Source organism: Pseudomonas sp. 24 E 13, assembly GCF_900004715.1.
In the GTDB taxonomy this organism is placed as follows: Bacteria; Pseudomonadota; Gammaproteobacteria; order Pseudomonadales; family Pseudomonadaceae; genus Aquipseudomonas; species Aquipseudomonas orientalis_A.
The window spans coordinates 1-17213 of record NZ_CVTO01000157.1 but is presented as its reverse complement, the minus strand read 5'-3'; the positions used below and the strand labels follow the sequence as shown (position 1 = coordinate 17213).

The 17213-nt window shown below is 55.0% G+C and carries 12 protein-coding genes; 7 read left to right on the top strand and 5 right to left on the bottom strand.

The features are described from left to right. Positions 1-271: 271 nt before the first annotated feature. From BFP90_RS25180 to BFP90_RS25165, 4 genes are read left to right on the top strand one after another with little or no spacing between them, the layout of a single operon-like run. On the top strand, positions 272-1726 hold the full coding sequence (locus BFP90_RS25180; RefSeq protein ID WP_065892384.1) for a DUF3375 domain-containing protein: 1455 nt from the start codon (positions 272-274) through the stop codon (positions 1724-1726). Further along, a complete protein-coding gene (locus tag BFP90_RS25175) occupies positions 1723-2388 on the top strand; it encodes a DUF4194 domain-containing protein (RefSeq protein WP_065892383.1) in 666 nt (221 codons plus the stop codon). Before BFP90_RS25180 ends, BFP90_RS25175 begins: the two co-directional genes overlap by 4 nt. Continuing rightward, entirely contained in the window at positions 2385-5744 is a 3360-nt protein-coding gene (locus BFP90_RS25170) for an ATP-binding protein (protein ID WP_065892382.1), read from the top strand. Before BFP90_RS25175 ends, BFP90_RS25170 begins: the two co-directional genes overlap by 4 nt. After that, entirely contained in the window at positions 5741-6943 is a 1203-nt protein-coding gene (locus BFP90_RS25165) for a Wadjet anti-phage system protein JetD domain-containing protein (protein WP_240996956.1), read from the top strand. The genes BFP90_RS25170 and BFP90_RS25165 overlap by 4 nt, the downstream gene beginning before the upstream one ends. Positions 6944-7058: 115 nt before the next feature. Here BFP90_RS25165 and BFP90_RS25160 read toward each other — a convergent pair whose 3' ends face one another. From BFP90_RS25160 to BFP90_RS25150, 3 genes are all read right to left on the bottom strand, one after another. Next, positions 7059-7427 (bottom strand): cupin domain-containing protein, encoded by a 369-nt coding sequence (locus tag BFP90_RS25160; protein ID WP_065892381.1) that lies wholly within the window; start codon positions 7425-7427, stop codon positions 7059-7061. A 235-nt stretch (positions 7428-7662) separates the two neighbouring features. Beyond that, positions 7663-7995, bottom strand: a complete 333-nt coding sequence (locus BFP90_RS25155) for a hypothetical protein (RefSeq protein ID WP_065898240.1) — start codon at positions 7993-7995, stop codon at positions 7663-7665. Positions 7996-8046: 51 nt separating this feature from the next. Further along, positions 8047-10428, bottom strand: a complete 2382-nt coding sequence (locus BFP90_RS25150; RefSeq protein WP_065898261.1) for a PAS domain-containing protein — start codon at positions 10426-10428, stop codon at positions 8047-8049. A 419-nt stretch (positions 10429-10847) separates the two neighbouring features. Between BFP90_RS25150 and BFP90_RS25145 the strand changes: the two genes are divergently transcribed. Together BFP90_RS25145 and BFP90_RS25140 are read left to right on the top strand one after the other, a co-directional pair. After that, positions 10848-11807: a hypothetical protein gene (locus BFP90_RS25145; protein WP_065898239.1), complete on the top strand. Its 960-nt coding sequence runs from the start codon at positions 10848-10850 to the stop codon at positions 11805-11807. Positions 11808-12467: 660 nt separating this feature from the next. Beyond that, positions 12468-12776 (top strand): DUF3077 domain-containing protein, encoded by a 309-nt coding sequence (locus BFP90_RS25140; protein ID WP_065898238.1) that lies wholly within the window; start codon positions 12468-12470, stop codon positions 12774-12776. 306 nt (positions 12777-13082) lie between these two features. Here BFP90_RS25140 and BFP90_RS25135 read toward each other — a convergent pair whose 3' ends face one another. Together BFP90_RS25135 and BFP90_RS25130 are read right to left on the bottom strand one after the other, a co-directional pair. Further along, positions 13083-13823, bottom strand: a complete 741-nt coding sequence (locus BFP90_RS25135) for a Cthe_2314 family HEPN domain-containing protein (protein ID WP_065898237.1) — start codon at positions 13821-13823, stop codon at positions 13083-13085. Between the two features lie 103 nt (positions 13824-13926). Then, complete coding sequence (locus BFP90_RS25130; protein ID WP_065898236.1) at positions 13927-14796, bottom strand: hypothetical protein; 870 nt, start codon at positions 14794-14796, stop codon at positions 13927-13929. Positions 14797-15624: 828 nt separating this feature from the next. On the opposite strand from BFP90_RS25130, the gene BFP90_RS25125 reads away from it, so the two are divergent. After that, positions 15625-17055: an IS1182 family transposase gene (locus tag BFP90_RS25125; protein WP_065895849.1), complete on the top strand. Its 1431-nt coding sequence runs from the start codon at positions 15625-15627 to the stop codon at positions 17053-17055. Positions 17056-17213: the final 158 nt, after the last annotated feature.

The following is a 17213-nucleotide window of genomic DNA, read 5'->3' as shown; positions in this document are numbered from 1 at the left end:
CTGTTCTGCGCGGGAAAAAAAAGACCCTGATGTTTTGAACCGTTTGGTTTGCGTACTCTTTGCCTTACAACTTTAAACGCGAAACCACAGTACACAACTCTCCCGCCAGCAGTGAACTGTCTTCTGCCGTCACCGCGATGTCTTCTATGGCCTCAACCTCGCACCACTTAGCGATACCTATCCGTTCGGCTAGTTGCGCTAGTAAAGGGTGGAAAAAGTCCATGATTCGCGCCACTGTTACCCGCTGATCAACCCTGCAAATTGGTGAGTGATGGATTACGCCACCCTTGAAAGCTTGCGCACGCACCATCCGGCCTGGCGCCTCTTGCGTTCGGACCATGGGCCGCTGGTTGCGAGTTTTTTACATCGTGCGTTTGTCGCGACCAACGTTCGGACTGTTCCTGCTGCCGATCTGGCCGAGTCGCTGGAAGACGAGCTCTATGTCTTGCGCCGGCAGCTGGATGACGATGTTTTCCCCAAGTCTGCTTTGCAGTACCTCAATGAATGGGCCAGTCCGGAAAAAGGTTGGCTGCGCAAGTTCTATCGTCAAGACGATGATGAACCGCAATTCGACCTGACCCCGTCCACCGAGAAAGCCATCGCCTGGTTGGCCACCCTCGCCGAGCGAGGATTCGTCGGTACCGAGTCGCGCTTACTGACGCTGTTCGAGCTGCTCAAGCAAATGAGTGAAGGCAGTGAAACCGACCCGGCCAAGCGCGTTGCCGATTTACGTAAGCGCCGTGATGAGCTGGATGCGGAAATCGCACAAATTCTGCGCGGTGACGTGCCGCTGCTTGACGATACGGCGCTCAAAGATCGCTTTCAGCAATTCACGCAGTTATCACGGGAGTTGCTGGCTGACTTTCGCGAGGTCGAGCATAACTTTCGTCTGCTCGACCGCCGTGTGCGGGAGCGGATTGCCTTGTGGGAAGGTGCCAAAGGCGCGTTGCTCGAACAGATCATGGGCGAGCGCGACGCTATTTCCGATTCGGACCAGGGCCGTAGTTTCAGGGCGTTTTGGGGCTTTTTGATGTCGAGCAGTCGTCAAGAGGAATTGACGCGGATGCTTGACCGTGTGCTGGCCCTGGCACCGGTGATGGAACTCAAGCCGGATATTCGTACCCGGCGGGTGCATTACGACTGGCTTGAGGCCGGCGAGCACACTCAGCGCATGGTCGCGCAACTGTCCCAGCAATTACGGCGCTTTCTGGACGATCAGGTCTGGCTGGAAAACCGCCGCATCATGGATATTTTGCACGGGGTTGAAGCCAAGGCGCTGGGCCTGCGTGAGCAAGCGCCGGCAGGGGCGTTCATGGACATGGCCGACGTGGCCGCCAGTATTGAATTGCCCATGGAACGCCCGCTGCACACCTTGAGCGTAAAGCCCGACTTTGCCGGTATCGCGGTGCAAGTCGGCGACGAACATATCGATATCAGCGCATTGTATAACGACCAGACGGTCGATCTGGTTCGGTTGGCCGCTCATATTCAGCAAACCTTGCAGCTACGCTCGCAAGTTACCTTGCATGAGCTGACTCGGTTGCGGCCCTTGCAGCAGGGGTTGGCCGAATTGGTGGCGTATCTTCATTTGGGCAGTGAAACCTTTACCACCGTTGTCGACGACACTCAGGACGAGCCGATTGCGTGGGTCGCGACGGATCGTGATGGCCATTCGGTTCAGAAGCACGCACGGTTGGCGCGCGTTATTTTTGTGAGGCAAGGATGAGCGAAGAGCAACCCGCATCGGGTGAGGTCATGGACAGTGGCGCGGCGGATTTGTCGACGCTGCTGGTTGTGCTGCTTAAAGGGGTGATGTATCACGAAGCCGACGAGCGCTTGTGGAGCGTATTGCTCAACTTGCAGACGCGGGTGCGCGACTACGTGACCGTGTTGGGTTTGGAGCTGATGCTGGATGAGGCCGAAGGCTACGCCTTTTTGAGGAGCCGAACCGAACCTGCAGACGATGAATCGACGGTTCGCGTACCGCGCCTGATTGCGCGCCGGCCGTTGTCATTTCCGGTCAGCCTGCTGCTGGCTTTGCTGCGTAAAAAACTCGCGGAATTCGATGCCAGTGGCGGTGAAACACGGCTGGTGCTGACCCGCGATGACATCGTCGAACTGATTCGCGTGTTTCTGCCCGACAGCAGCAACGAAGCGCGGCTGGTCGATCAGATTGACACGCATATCGGCAAGGTCGTCGACCTGGGTTTTTTGCGGCGTCTCAAGAGCAGCAGCGGCCCCCTCAGTTATGAAGTACGGCGCATTCTGAAGGCGTTCGTGGATGCTCAGTGGCTGTCTGAATTCGACACCCGCCTGAGTGAGTACCGTGCCCATCTGTGCGGCGAGAGCCCTGCCGCGCCACACAGCGAACCGGAGGTGGTTCCATGAGTGACTTATTGCTACCCGAGCTGGACTTTATCGGCGATGACAGCCTGTCAGGCTTTCGCCTCAAACGCCTGGAAGTCTTCAACTGGGGCACCTTCGATCAACGCGTGTGGACGCTGTTGCCCGAGGGCAGAAACAGCCTGCTGACAGGCGATATCGGCTCAGGCAAGTCGACGCTTGTGGATGCGTTGACCACCCTGCTGGTACCCACTCAACGGATTGCCTATAACAAGGCCGCCGGCGCAGAAAACAAAGAGCGCAGCCTGCGCTCCTATGTCCTGGGTCATTACAAATCCGAGCGCAGTGACGTCACCGGTGCCGCCAAACCCGTCGCCCTGCGTGACCACAACAGCTACTCGGTGATTCTGGGGGTGTTTCATAACGCCGGCTACGATCAGACGGTCACCCTGGCCCAGGTGTTCTGGATGAGAGACGGGCAAAGCCAGCCCGAGCGCTTTTACGTCGGCGCTGAGCGCGACCTGTGCATCACCGCGGACTTTGCCGACTTTGGCTCGGACATCCCGCAACTGCGCAAGCGCCTGCGTAACAGCGGGGCGGATATTCAGGACAGTTTCCCCAAATACGGTGCGTGGTTCCGGCGCCGCCTTGGCATTGATAACGAGCAGGCCCTGGAGCTTTTTCATCAAACCGTCTCGATGAAGTCGGTGGGTAACCTCACCGATTTTGTGCGCAGCCACATGCTTGAACCCTTTGATGTTGCCGCGCGCATCGCTGCGCTGATCGCCCACTTCGATGATCTGAGCCGTGCCCATGAGGCCGTGCTCAAGGCTAAGCAGCAGCGCGTGTTGCTGGAGCCGCTGGTGGCCGATTGCGACAAGTACCAGGGCCTGTGCGCAGAGCAGGACGGCTTGCGTGATTGTCGGGAGGCGCTCAAGCCCTGGTTTTCCGAACTCAAGCTGACGCTGTTGGATCGACGCCTGCAACTGCTGGCTCAGGATCAACAGCGGCTCGGCGCGCAAAAGGAGCGTCAGATCGAGCAGCGTGATCGTCAGCGCCAGGACGTGGAATCCATCAAGCGGGCGGTGGCCGAGCAGGGCGGTGATCGTCTCGAGCAGTTGGCGATAGACATACGCAAGTACGATACCGAGCGCGAACGCCGCCAACAGCGAGCGCAGCGCCACGGGCAATTACTTGCCGCTGTGGGCGAGTCACCGATTGACGATGAAGCGGCGTTCACCCGTCTTGGACAACAGTTGCAAACCCGTCGAGAACAGTCGGGCACCCAGGAAGCCGACCTGCAAAACCAGATCACCGAATGGGGCGTCTCGTTGCGCCAGGGCCGGCTTGAGCACGCGGCACTGGAGAGTGAAATCACCAGTCTCAAGGCGCGGCGCAGCAATATCCCCGATGCGCAGATCAAGTTGCGCACGGCCATGTGCCTGGCGTTGGGGTTGGCGGAAGACGTCATGCCCTTCGTCGGCGAACTGTTGCAGGTGCGCGAAGACCATCGCCCGTGGGAGGGCGCCATTGAGCGCGTGCTGCACAATTTCGGCCTGGCGCTGTTGGTGCCGGATGAACAGTACAACCAGGTCGCCGCCTGGGTGGATAAAACCCACTTGGCGGGTCGCCTGGTGTATTTCCGCGTACGGTCCGGTCGGCAGTCCGATGCGCCGGATCTGCATCCACAGTCGCTGGTGACAAAACTCAGTGTTAAACCCGACTCGGCGTTTTACGCCTGGCTGCTGCGCGAACTGAGCCATCGTTTCAATTACGCCTGCTGCGACACACCGGAACAATTTCGTCGAGAGGTGCGTGCCCTGTCGTTGTCGGGGCAGATCAAGGGCGCTGGTGAGCGGCATGAAAAGGATGATCGACATCGGCTGGATGACCGCAGTCGGTATGTGCTGGGCTGGAGCAACGCGGAAAAAATCGTTGCGCTTGAGGCGATAAAAGAACGGCTGCAAGGGCAATTGGCCGATATCGGCGCACAGATCGCCAATGCCGAAAAACGGCGCAGCCAGTTGCGTCAGCAGCTTGAATCGTTGGCGGCGCTCAATGAATTCACTGACTATCGGGACATTGACTGGGCGGAGTGTGCAACCCTCGTGGCGCGCTTGCAGGATGAAAAAGCCACGCTGGAAGCGGCCAGTGACACCTTGCTGCAACTGACCGCCCAACTGAAAACCATGCAAGACACGCTGGGGCAGACGGAAGAAGAAATCTCCAGGCTCGACAAGGAATTGGGGAGCGTGCAGGCCAAGCACGAAGTCGCCACCGCGCTTCGCGTCGAAACCTTCAACTTGATCATCACGATCGCAGACGCCACGCGGCTCCATCTGGAGGCCCTGCGTGCCCAGGTGCTGGGCGAGCGGCTGTTGACCGTTGAATCCTGCGATAACGCCGAACGCGAAGTGCGTGAAGCCCTGCAAGGCAAAATGGACGCCGAAGCCAAAGCACTGGAGCGTCTGCGCGACAAAATCATCCGTGCGATGGCGGCGTTCAAGGAAGCCTACAAGCTGGAAACCAACGAGTTCGATGCCGACCTTAACGCCGTCGACGAGTACAGCAACCTGTTGGATCAGCTCATCCGTGACGATCTGCCGCGTTTTGAGCAACGCTTCAAGGAACTGCTCAACGTCAACACCATCAATGAGATCGCCAACTTCAACGGGCAACTGGCGCGGGAGCGGGAGACCATCAAGGAGCGTATTGACCTGATCAATCAATCCCTGGGGCAGATCGACTACAACCCCGGCCGCTATATCGTGCTGGAGTCGCAACTGAGCCCGGATGCCGACATTCGCGACTTCCAGATGCAATTGCGCGCCTGCACCGAAGGCGCCTTGACCGGCTCCGAAGACGGCCAGTATTCGGAGAGCAAGTTCCTGCAAGTCAAAACTATCATTGATCGCTTTCGCGGGCGCGAAGGGCTGACTGAACAGGATCGACGCTGGACCGCCAAAGTGACCGACGTGCGTAATTGGTTTCTGTTCGCCGCCAGCGAGCGCTGGCGCGAGGATGATCGCGAGCACGAGCATTATTCCGACTCGGGCGGCAAGTCGGGTGGGCAGAAAGAAAAACTGGCCTACACCATTCTGGCGGCCAGCCTGGCTTATCAGTTCGGTCTGGAATGGGGCGCCGTGCGTTCGCGCTCGTTCCGTTTTGTGGTGATCGATGAAGCCTTCGGCCGCGGCTCCGACGAATCGGCCGAGTACGGCCTGAGGTTATTTGAACAGCTCAACCTGCAATTGCTGATCGTCACCCCCTTGCAGAAAATCCACATCATCGAGCCTTTTGTTTCCAGCGTGGGCTTTGTGCAAAACGAGGGCGGCAAGGCCTCCCGGTTGCGTAATTTGTCGATTGAGGAGTACCGGGAGCACCGAGGCGATTTGTCATGATGAACTGGACTACGGTGCAGGACCTCAAGCAACAGATGCTGCGTCTTTGGTTGCGCGGGGACTTACTGCGCGCGCTGGTTGCAGGGCCGCCCTGGGAGCCACGCCGACTTGCGCTGAAAACGCCGGATACGACTCAGTTAAGTGAACACTTCGAAGATGTCCGCAAGTGGGTCGCACAGCTCAGTGCTGTCGACGGTATTCGCATTCAATGGCGGGACATCAACCATCGGGTTATCGGTTTGCAGCGGTTACCGGCGGCGGTGTGGCTGGACTCGGCCGAAGATGCCATTAAGCTGATCGGCAAACAGATTGAGCTGCAAGCCTTGCGCGGCATGCTTGAGCTGACCCTTCAGCGGCAACCCTCGCTTGTCGGCTGGCTGGGCGTTCGGCCTTTGCAGGCCGTAGAACTCGCGCCGCATTGGCCGGCGCTTTTGGAGGTCGTGGCGTGGATGAAGCAACACCCATATCCCGGAATCTACCTGCGACAGGTCGACATTCCGGGCATCCATACCAAATTCATCGAAGGCCACCGAGCCGTCTTGAGCGAATTGTTTGATCGAGTGCTGCCGGAGCAGGCTATCGCGACACAGTACAAAGGCGCCTCGCAGTTTTGCGCTCGCTACGGCTTCCTTGAAAAAACCGCCGTACTTCGCTTTCGTGTGCTCGACTCTGGCTTGGCCCTGCTGCCCGGGGCTGACTTGCCGGACATCACCCTCGACGCCGCGAGCTTTTCCCGGCTGCACATCGCCGTAACGCGAGTATTCGTGACCGAAAACGAAACCAATTTCCTCGCCTTTCCGCCTGTGCCAGAGGCCATCGTGATCTTTGGTAAAGGCTATGGCTGGGAAACCCTGGGACGTGCCGAGTGGTTGTCGCGCTGCACGATGTATTACTGGGGCGATATTGATACCCACGGCTTTGCCATTCTTGATCAACTGCGGCGCAAGTTTGGGCATGTCGAATCGTTATTGATGGACCGCCAAACCCTGGAGGCCCACAAGGAGCTGTGGGGGCAGGAGAGCCGGCAGGTGGCTCACGATTTGCCCTTTCTTACGCCAGAAGAGCGTGGGTTGTTCGATGAGTTGCGCGACAACAGGCTGGGGAGTGGGGTCAGGTTGGAACAGGAACATGTGGGGTTTGGTTGGTTGGAGAGGGCGCTGAAATCGATAAGCCAGTCACCGAGTTCGCGCCTTTGTTGATGTCGCTAATTTGCTTGACGGAACTTGCCCCACTGTAGGAGCGAGCGTGCTCGCGAAAAACCTCAACGATAACGCGTCCGTCAGCTTTATTGATTCGTATGATCCAAAGGCAGCCCTAGATCCACTGATCATTCAAGGCGGTCCGGTCCCCACCTTCATGACCGGTGTTCAAGATGCCACGTGGCTCGATCATCATCAGCTTGGCTTCGCCTTCGGCGGCCGTGCGGTGCTCTACGCCGCGAGGGACCACATACAGTTCGCCTGGCGCCACATAGACCGGGCCGTCGGCAAGGTCGATACGCAGCGTGCCTTCCAGTACCAGGAATGCCTCGTCGGTTTCGGGATGGGCGTGCCAGATGAATTCGCCTTCGATGCGCACTACCTTGAACTGGTAGTCGTTCATTTCGGCGACGACCCGTGGGCTCCATTGTTGCTCGATCAGTGAGGCTTTTTGGGCGAGGTTTATAGGACGTGTCTGGACCATGACGGGTACTCGTGGTGGGGGAGAGTCGTCAGGTTAGCGAGGGGGAGGGTGGGAGAGCTTGTACGATCTTGCAGCATTGCGCTGGGCGATTTGTGATCGTTCCCTCGCTCCGCGTGGGAATGCATCCCATGACGCTCCGCGTCACCCTTGCGCAAGTGACGGCTTTTGCGCTGAAAGCAGGACGCGGAGCGTCCGGGGCGGCACTCCCACGCAGAGCGTGGGAACGATCAGGGCTTTATGGCGTGTAAGCCTGCCGCACCCTGCCGGCAAGCCACGACAGCGCTATCGCCGGAATCGAAAGAAAAGCCGCATAAAGGATGCCGACACCCAGCAACGGGGAAACACCAGAGGTGACCAACATCACCGGGATCTGAGCAAGCATTACGACGGCGCCTGCGGACCACTGGGCGCTTTTCAGCAGGGCTCCGAGAATCACCGACAGAGCAAGCGCGGCGGGATAGATGAAGGTCCAATAATTAGCCAGGTCCCATGGCTCTTTAGTCCCCGTAACTGCTGAAACAACAGCCCAAAAAAATAGGGAAACAATACAGGTAGCGGTGAATGCCATGATTTTCCTGTTTCACTTTGTCCAAAGACCGTTGGACGCAATCGAAATTTATTATGATCGCAGTGAAGCTCTGCGCTTCACCACGTTGGCAAGCAAACTGGAAAGCGATTCGATTGAGTAAGGTTTCTGCAATAGCTCGAACCGCTGACCACCCGCTTCAATTTTGGCGAACTCGGAGCTGTAGCCTGTGGTGAGGACCACGGGCAACCATGGATAAAGTACTTCGATACGTTCGAACAACTCGATCCCGCTCATGCCGGGCATCGTGATATCTGAGAAGACGACATGAAAATTTTCCGGATTAGGTGAGAGCGCGATAAGCGCTTCCTGCCCGCCAGATACCCAGTGGACGGTATAACCCAGCTGCTGCAGGGTGTCAGAAGTGAAAGTCCCGATATCTTCATTGTCCTCTACAACCAGCACTGCATATCCCTCGCCGCACTCCGTAACTGCAGGTGCGGCATCAATGGTCTTTTGCACGAATGCCTCGACCCGTGGCAGATACAGAGTAAACGTGCTGCCAACACCCTCACAGCTACTGACCAGGACCTCTCCGCCTGATTGCTTTGCAAACCCGAAGACTTGAGACAGACCGAGCCCGGTGCCTTGCCCCACACCTTTGGTTGTATAGAACGGCTCAAAGATGCGCTCTAATTTGTCCGCAGAAATTCCTGTGCCGGTATCAGATATAGAAACAGTTACGAAATTTCCAGGACGCTCGGGGTGTGAGCGTACTGCGGGGAGCGATGTATTCGTATTAACGTTGATTGAAAGCTCCCCCACACCGCCCATTGCGTCCCGAGCATTAACGAGCATGTTTACCAGCGCGGTCTCGAACTGGCTTACATCGGCATTGATAAAACACGGCTCATCACAGATATCGATGGTCACACTGATCCGTGACCCAGTGAGCGTGTCCATCATTTCGCCTATTCGCACAACACTCTCGCCAGCGTTAAAGATTTCCGGTTGCAGCTTTTGTCGTCGTGCAAATGCCAACAACTGGCTCGTCAACCGCGCCGCGCGCTCTACCGTACTTGAAATCGCTTTGATGTATTTATCGCGGCGATCCTCTGATAGGACTGGGCTGCTGAGAAGATCTGTACAGGACTTGATAACCGTCAGTAGATTATTGAAATCGTGGGCGACACCACCCGTGAGTTGCCCAATAGCTTCCAGCTTTTGCGATTGCCGCAGCGCCTCCTCTGAAAGCTTCAATGCCTCGTTGGCATCTTCCTCCGCTTGAGTATCCCGGCCAACAGCGTGGATAAAGTCTTTATCCGGCACCGCCGTCCAGGAGATGGTGCGATATGAGTTATCCGAATGCCGGTAGCGATTCTTGAAAGTAGGGAAATGCTCCCCTCGCTTCAGATCGGTCATCGCATCAATCGTCCGCTCCAAGTCATCAGGGTGAACGAAGTCAAGAAACTGGCTATTTATGAGATGTTCTTCAGGCCATCCCAACGTTTTACTCCACGCAGGGTTGACCGCCGAGATTTTCCCATCGAAATGAGCGACCAGCATGAGGTCTGCGGAAAGCCGCCAAATGCGATCTCGGTCCTGGGTTTTCTCGACAACTTGCTGCTCCAACGACTCGTTGAGTTTGGCCAATGCATTTTGGGCATCACGCAGGGCTGTCATGTCGCGAGAGACACTAAGGATTTTTTCAGGTTTCCCATCCGAGCCAAAAATAGGACTGACTTGAACGTGCCACCATTTCAGCGTCCCACCCATGGTGAAAGCAGATCCCATAAAGCTGGCACTCTTACCTTCGCGAGCAGATTGCACGGCAGCCTTGGCATCCACGTTTCCCTGATCCTGCCAGAAGTCAGGCCATGGACAGCCGCGTATTTCGTTGAAATCGCTGACCTCCATGATCTCTTTACCCAACTCGCTCATGAACGTCAGGCGCGCGTCCAGATCCAGTACCTTGATGCAGTCGTTTATGCTCGCGAGAACACGGTCGGTGAACGCCTCGTTCTCCTCCAGTTTCAGCGCTCCGTGCACCTGCGTCGTGGTTTCGTGGACACGGCAGAACATTCCCTCAGGCTTTCCAGTATCCCCATGCAGTGGCGAAAACGAGAATGACCAGAAAGTCAGCTCGGTCACCCCCTCTCGAACAAGTGTAATCGGATGGTTTTCAAAGCGGCTTGCCTGCCCCTGAAGCGCGCTTTGCGCAATGGTGCGTACTTGCTCCCATGCTTGGCCCCAAATCAAATGAATCGGCGCGCCTAAGGCAACTTCTGGCGCGCATGGGAGATTGATGAGGTAAGCGTCATTAAAGAACAGTTGTAACGCGTCTCCCCACACGAGGTACATGCTCTCGGGTGAGTTCAGCATCAGACTGAGTGAGCTTTTGAGCGCCATAGGCCAAGATTCTCTGGCCCCCAGAGGGGTTGCAGACCAATCCGTTTCGCGTATGAGGCGCCCCATATCTCCGCCGCCGGCAGGGAGGTCAAACGAAACCATGTACTTGAAAGCTCCCTCGGCCAAAAGGTGGCCAATACGCTGCGAGAATAGTGCAGGCATGATGTCATTTATGCCCGCTGCACAGCCATCTATAAAAAAACCTGGAGGTGCCTTCGGTCGGGTTTGGAGTCAGGTTCTGGTGCTGTGTTCAACGTAATGCGTGATCCGAATATGAGCCCAATGAACCTCCAGGAGCACCGTGACGATTCACTTCTGGACTTGGCCTCAAAAATACTTACCCAGAATGACTGGAAAGACGGTAGCGCTTGGCTAGCCTGTGTGATGGTACTAGTGCCAAACACGTCCAGCCTCGGTAGAGCGGGCCAAGTAGTACGCAGTCATTAAGAGATGAGGCTCAACACGAATCAAGAAGGATCATCTCGATGCAGATACTCAAGCTATCCATAAACGTCATGTTAATGGGCGCTCTAGCGGGTTGTAGCGCAATTACTTACCACAAGTCATTTAATGAAGACAGGGAGGGGTATACGAAGTTCGAACTCCAGTCCTCTGCGATCCGTCTCGACCGTACGGAGCCAGCAAAGGGAGAAAGCGTAAATGTTGTAGCAGGGACTGGTGCGGTTAACAGTGACAAAGGCGACAAAACCGCTACCGCCGCGCCAGCGGGAAAGCTGGTTTTGACCTCAGTACCCACAGCCTCATCAGCTCATCGATACGCGATCGAGTCCACAGACTACTGGTTTTGGAGAACCACTCATCTGGGTATCACCAAAAGGCCGGATACGGATCAAATTCAAGCAGTTACGATTAACACAGAAGACAACTTAGTCAAACTGATCGAGAACGTGGGGGCTGCGGGTGTTGGTCTTGTTGGACTGCTTGCTTTCACCGGGGAGGTTGTAGATACCACAACTGCGTTGCCTGACGCGATTGATCTTGAGCCAGAGCTGACAGCGAGAGCAGAGAAGCGTAACGAAGTAATAAAAATACCGCTGATCTTTGCTGGCGGTATAGCCGGTGATGTCTTTATTGAGCCAGTGGCCCGCGACGCTATCGAAACCACGAAGTTTCTTGCGAACGATAAGACGAAGAGCGATGTGCTGATCTACTCGGCCTGTCGCAAAGCGACGGTTGTGCTCAAAGAGGGCGATGAAACTCTGAGGTGGGCAGTTGTTGTTGCTGACCCGAACTATGTGCAGACACTGAAACTCCCCGAAAAAGGTAAGATGACGGCCCATCCTGGCTGCGGCTTTGATTCATCGAGCGACCCGTCCTCGGTTGCGTCGGCTTCGGCGGTATTCAATGAAATTGTGGGGCAGACTAAGGCGATCATCGACGCTAAAAAAGCTGCCAAGAAAGCTGCGGCCGGGGGTGGAGGCTAGAACCTGCTACTGTGGCTGAAAGGTCTAGTGGAATGAGGGGCAGATCACGTTTGAAATAACGGTGGTTTGACCCCGGTTTTATACTAGGGTTTGCATCCGGGCGTAAGTCATAGCAAACCGACGTCGCCCCTTCTGCCGCAAGCGCTAACGATATCGCTCTGCCAATACCAGAGCTTGCTTCTGTCACTGTAGATGCATCAGCGGTCTGTCGGAGCATCACTTGCCGGTTAAGGCTTAGTAGAGGGCTGATCACAATTCTGCTTGAATTGATAACCTCAGCCTGACTATCGGAAACTTTTCGCCACAGATCCCAGCTTTTAGATCCGCGCGTTTCTGAGCTACCTTCCCACCGTCACTGCAAATTCAGTGACCGGGTCTGATAACCCGTGGAACAATAGGCGCTCAAGCGTCTCCAGCACCATGCCGGCGCTTTTTTTTGCGTCCGCACATCCGTGTTATGGCGGCTGTGCGCGGGAGGCCTTCGGGCCTGCCGGGTTCCTATTGTCCCGGTTTATCAGCCTGCGCACAGCTGCCACCCTTTCGCCTGATAACGAATGTGGCAGCTTCTCGACATTAGGAGCTAAAACTCATGAGCGTTTCTGATAGGTCATATCCTCGCAATTCCTTATCCTGCATCTCCACCCACCTGGGAGGTGCCCAATGATCAACCCACCGCTCAACAAAACCCTAGGCGTCATCACCTTCTCCACCTGCGGCAAACAGCCCAACCTCCACCGTCTATTCCGCGTCAATGCCGGCGTACCCATCCGCGATGCCCTCGAGCATGCCTCCGAGCTCCTCCATTGTTCAAAAATGCTGGCATTGGATGCGGCGATGGATAACAGCGCAGATCGCTACGCCTGGGCAGCACATTATTTGGGCGAGATGGCGAAGGCGGTGGTGGATGATTTGGCGAATGGGATGTTGCCGAATGGGGTGACGGAGGAGGGGGATTCGGTTGGTGTGTAGGCAGGTGGTTTGAGGGTGTTGGGGCTGACGCAGTCGCAGGCAAGCCAGCTCCCACATTTGGATCGTGTTTCAGGTTGGTAATGGGCGGCAAGCAATGAATCAGCTGTCGCCCACTTTTCTACAGACGAAAAAAAAGACCTTGAATTTCAAGGTCTTTTTTTAAGATGGTGCCCGAGGGAGACTGTAGTCTTCCATATGCTCTGTGGCTTGCAGCCGAATTATACGGTAAGGGATACACATAGGGATACACGCTACTCGGCCCTGGGTGAAGTTTATGCGCAGTAGAATCGGTAGGAGTAGCCCTGCTCACTTTATTTTTGCGGCGCAGAACTCATTTGCGGTGGCAAAGACACGACCCAGCTCGTCCAGTAGTGTGGTGAGGGCTGCGACCAATCTCTCTATAGTTCCCGAAATTTCTGTAGCTCCTGCTGATGAGTAGTCTCGCTTGAGCTCGTTTATATCGACCGCCCCGGTATCCATGCTGAATTGTTCAACCGCCATGAATAGGCCCAACTCACGGCTAGAGTAGGCGTTCGAGTGGATCAACTCATTTCTTGGTCCGCGGTAGCTATTTACTGCTGCCGCCACTGCCAGCAGGGTGTCATGCAATCCAAGGTGGCTTTTCTTTGTAGCTTTCTGAACGTAGGCATTACCTCCCATCCCTTCATATTTTTTAGAGGGCAGCAAGAGAGATGCCCCCACAAGTCTGTGTGCGCGATCCACGAATCCAATCACACGAAGTACGAAGTTTTCGTAGTGATAGCGGTATTTTTCTGGACTCGGGCTTGGCTCTGAACCCAGGTCGGTTACGAATTGCCAAGCCAAGCGCAGAGAGGTCAACGCAGTATCCAGTTCTGCGACTCGATCCCAAACCCCGGTAGCGTATGTTTCAATGGGAGACAAACAAATTTCTTTATTTCCTTTCAAGAGTTCCGTTAGACCCCTTTCGCAATAACTGTGCATATGAGGAAGAAGCACGATCAAAGAAGGGTGGTCGATCAAGTTTTTTTTGGTTGGCATATCTTTCAATACGTTACTTTTCTTCATGATCTTCCATTGTAATTACAGGGTGGGTATAGTTTTCGAAAAGTAAAATTATTAAATAATTAGTCAGGTTTAGATGTGTCGTAGAATTGCACCTCGATGCCTATTAAGACCTTATAGAAAAAAGTGTGTCCTCAACTTGTTCGACGAGGGAGTGGATATCGTTTAAAGCCCCTCTTACAAGCATCGTTGTAAAATTATGCTCAATTCCTGATTCATCGCGTCCATTACGATGGACGACATCATGTCTAAGCTTCACGATTTGGTGTAGTCGCGTTTTGAGGGCAGCGTCGGAAAAAATATCTACGTTCAAAGCGATTTTGTATATTACGCCTACTTTTGCGAGGTTGTGGTATAGCAGGCCTTGTAGGTATCCTTGGACTTTAGCGAAAACTACATTGGAGTCTTTCAGAATCATCTCTAAAGATATTCTTTCTGCTGCTAGTACTTTGTCTCCTGCGACCAAGCGTTCCATAGAAACAGGGTCGGCCGAAACCGCATTAACTAACGTATCGTTCAGATACGCTTCCATTGCACTGATCGCGCTAGCGAAGACCATTCGGTTTATCACTGGTCCTGAGTTTTTTAATATTCCACGCCCTTCGTCACCGTACTCTGCGAGCACATCACCTAGATGATGGTAGGAGTTGATAAATTCCTTGTACGGCCTTTCAGGCTGTTTTTCGTTCAGCCAATCTTCTTCATCAGGACCATCAGCGGAGAATGGAGCTTCATCTGCGTTGATCTCAACCTCGGGATATTCATCGAGCTCAATAAAACACCCTGCTGGTGAGTTCTGAACGTGAGCGCTAAACGACTCGCCGCAGCGTCCACATTGGATATCCGTATCATCCTCCGTCAGGGAGTCCGAAAGAGGTTCGACACACCAGTCGACTTCAGGTACGTCTACTTCTACCTCTGTCAATTCCCCACACTCAGGGCATTCGAATCGTGCGGTTGTCGTCAGTTGAGCCATAGCTATTTGAGTCTCTGAATCATGAACGTTGAGGTGCCAAAGCATAGCTTGAGATAGCTGATCGTTGGTGACGCGCCCGTTTGAGTTGGAACGTGGCGGGGCCCCTGAGGCTTTCCGTTGTGCACGGGGTCGGAAACCCGCGGGATTTCGATAGCTGCAGGCGCCCCAGCTTACTGAAATTTCAGCGTTGAAATTGAAAGGATATTGAAGAAAGGAGGGCATCGTTACCGCATCGGTAACGATGTTCAGATATAGGTCAGTTCGTAGGGCAGATGCACAGGTGAACAGCAGTTCACCGGGTTCACCGGTTCACTAAGCTGGGAGTTCTCCCGCTAACAAGGTCCGGCGGGTTTCCGACCCCGTGTCTAAAGGAAAACCTCAGGGGCCCCAGGCACAAGGAGGGATCACGCCTGACGTTCGCTGGTGGGATTGGTGCTTCCGGGGTGCGGGGGGCACATCTCTCGAAATGTGGTGTAACTCATGTAACTGGTGTAACGAATATTATTAACTTGTTGTATTTATTGGATATTTTGTAAGTTACACCGACTTTGTACACCAGTCGTGAGGCGTGTAACTCTGCTATCTGGTGTAACGCTTCTGATCCATGAGAAATGAATGGGCGAGTTCATGCGAATGATGCAGAAGGACAGAGTACTCCCGCTCCCGGCCTGCCCAATAGATGCGGTTAGCGGTCTTTAATCATCAGACCGCCAGCTGTGCGAGCGATTAGTCAGCCTTAGCAACAGGCCCCTTTCGGCCCAGAGTGTGTAAAAACGCCTTCGCGAACTCTTGCTATGATTTCTGAGGATTTCATCGCAGGGATCGCCCATGAAGCGCTTTATCCAAGGTGAACATCGAGGCCAAGGCACCTTACTTCCCGAGAGCCTCGACGACTACGTCAGCGATACCAATCCGGTGCGGGTAGTCGACGTCTTTGTCGACGAACTCGACCTGGTCAGTCTGGGTTTTGAGGGTGCTATTCCTGCTGACACAGGCCGGCCGGCTTACCACCCCGCGATCCTGCTGAAGATCTATATCTACGGTTATCTCAACCGCATCCAGTCGAGCCGACGTTTGGAGCGAGAAGCCCAACGCAACGTCGAGCTGATGTGGCTGACCGGGCGTTTGATGCCGGATTTCAAGACCATCGCCAACTTCCGAAAAGACAACAGCAAGGCCATTCAAGGCGTCTGTCGCCAGTTCGTTGTGCTGTGTCAGCAGTTGGGACTGTTCGGAGAAAATCTGGTCGCCATCGATGGCAGTAAATTCAAAGCAGTCAACAACCGCGACCGCAATTTCACCAGCGCCAAATTGAAGCGGCGAATGGAAGAAATTGAATCGAGCATCAAGCGTTACCTGGCTGCACTCGATGCTGCCGATCGGCAAGAACCCACAGCTTCCGAGCCTAGCGCCGTGCGGCTGGAAGAGAAAATCGCCAAGCTCAAAACTCAAATGAAGGAGCTTCACGCGATCGAAATCCATCTCAATGAATCGCCGGATAAACAGGTCTCACTGACCGATCCAGACGCCCGCTCCATGAAGACGCGTGGCACGGGAATCGTCGGCTACAACGTGCAGACAGCGGTCGATACTCAGCACCATTTGATCGTTGCACATGAGGTGACCAACGTCGGTTCCGACCGCGATCAACTCAGCTCAATGGCCAAGCAGGCCCGCGAGGCTATGGCGTCAGAAACGTTGTCGGTAGTGGCTGATCGAGGTTACTTCAAAAGCGAACAAATCCTGGCTTGTCACGCTGCCGGCATCACCGCCTATGTGCCCAAGCCGATGACCTCTGGAGCCAAGGCAGACGGGCGTTTCAATAACGATGCCTTCCTCTATGACGCGGCAAAAAACGAATACATTTGCCCGGCTGGAGAGGCGCTGATCTGGCGCTATACCAACGTTGAAAAAGGCCTGACGTTGCACCGTTACTGGAGTTCGAAATGCCAGGGCTGCGCGTTGAAGTCGCAATGCACTCCGAGCACGGAACGACGGGTTCGACGCTGGGAGCATGAAGCCGTATTGGAGGAGATGCAGCTTCGGCTGAGCAAAGCGCCGGAGATGATGCGAGTCCGAAAGCGGACGGTTGAGCATCCCTTCGGGACGCTCAAACAATGGATGGGTGCGACGCACTTCCTGACGCGAAAGCTGGCCGGGGTGGGCGCGGAGATGAGTTTAAATGTGCTCGCCTACAACATGAAACGAGTCATGAAACTCATCGGTGCTCACGGTTTGATGAAGGCGCTATCGGCATAAAAAAGCTGATTTTGGCCCATCCCAGAGGCTATAAACAGAGTTGACGTGTTCCAGGTCGCGGCTGATGCAATACGCAGTATTTGCCATGCGCTCGTTCAGCCACGAACGTCAATGATCCAAGACGACGAGGCCTTGAGCGTTTTTACACACTCTGGGCC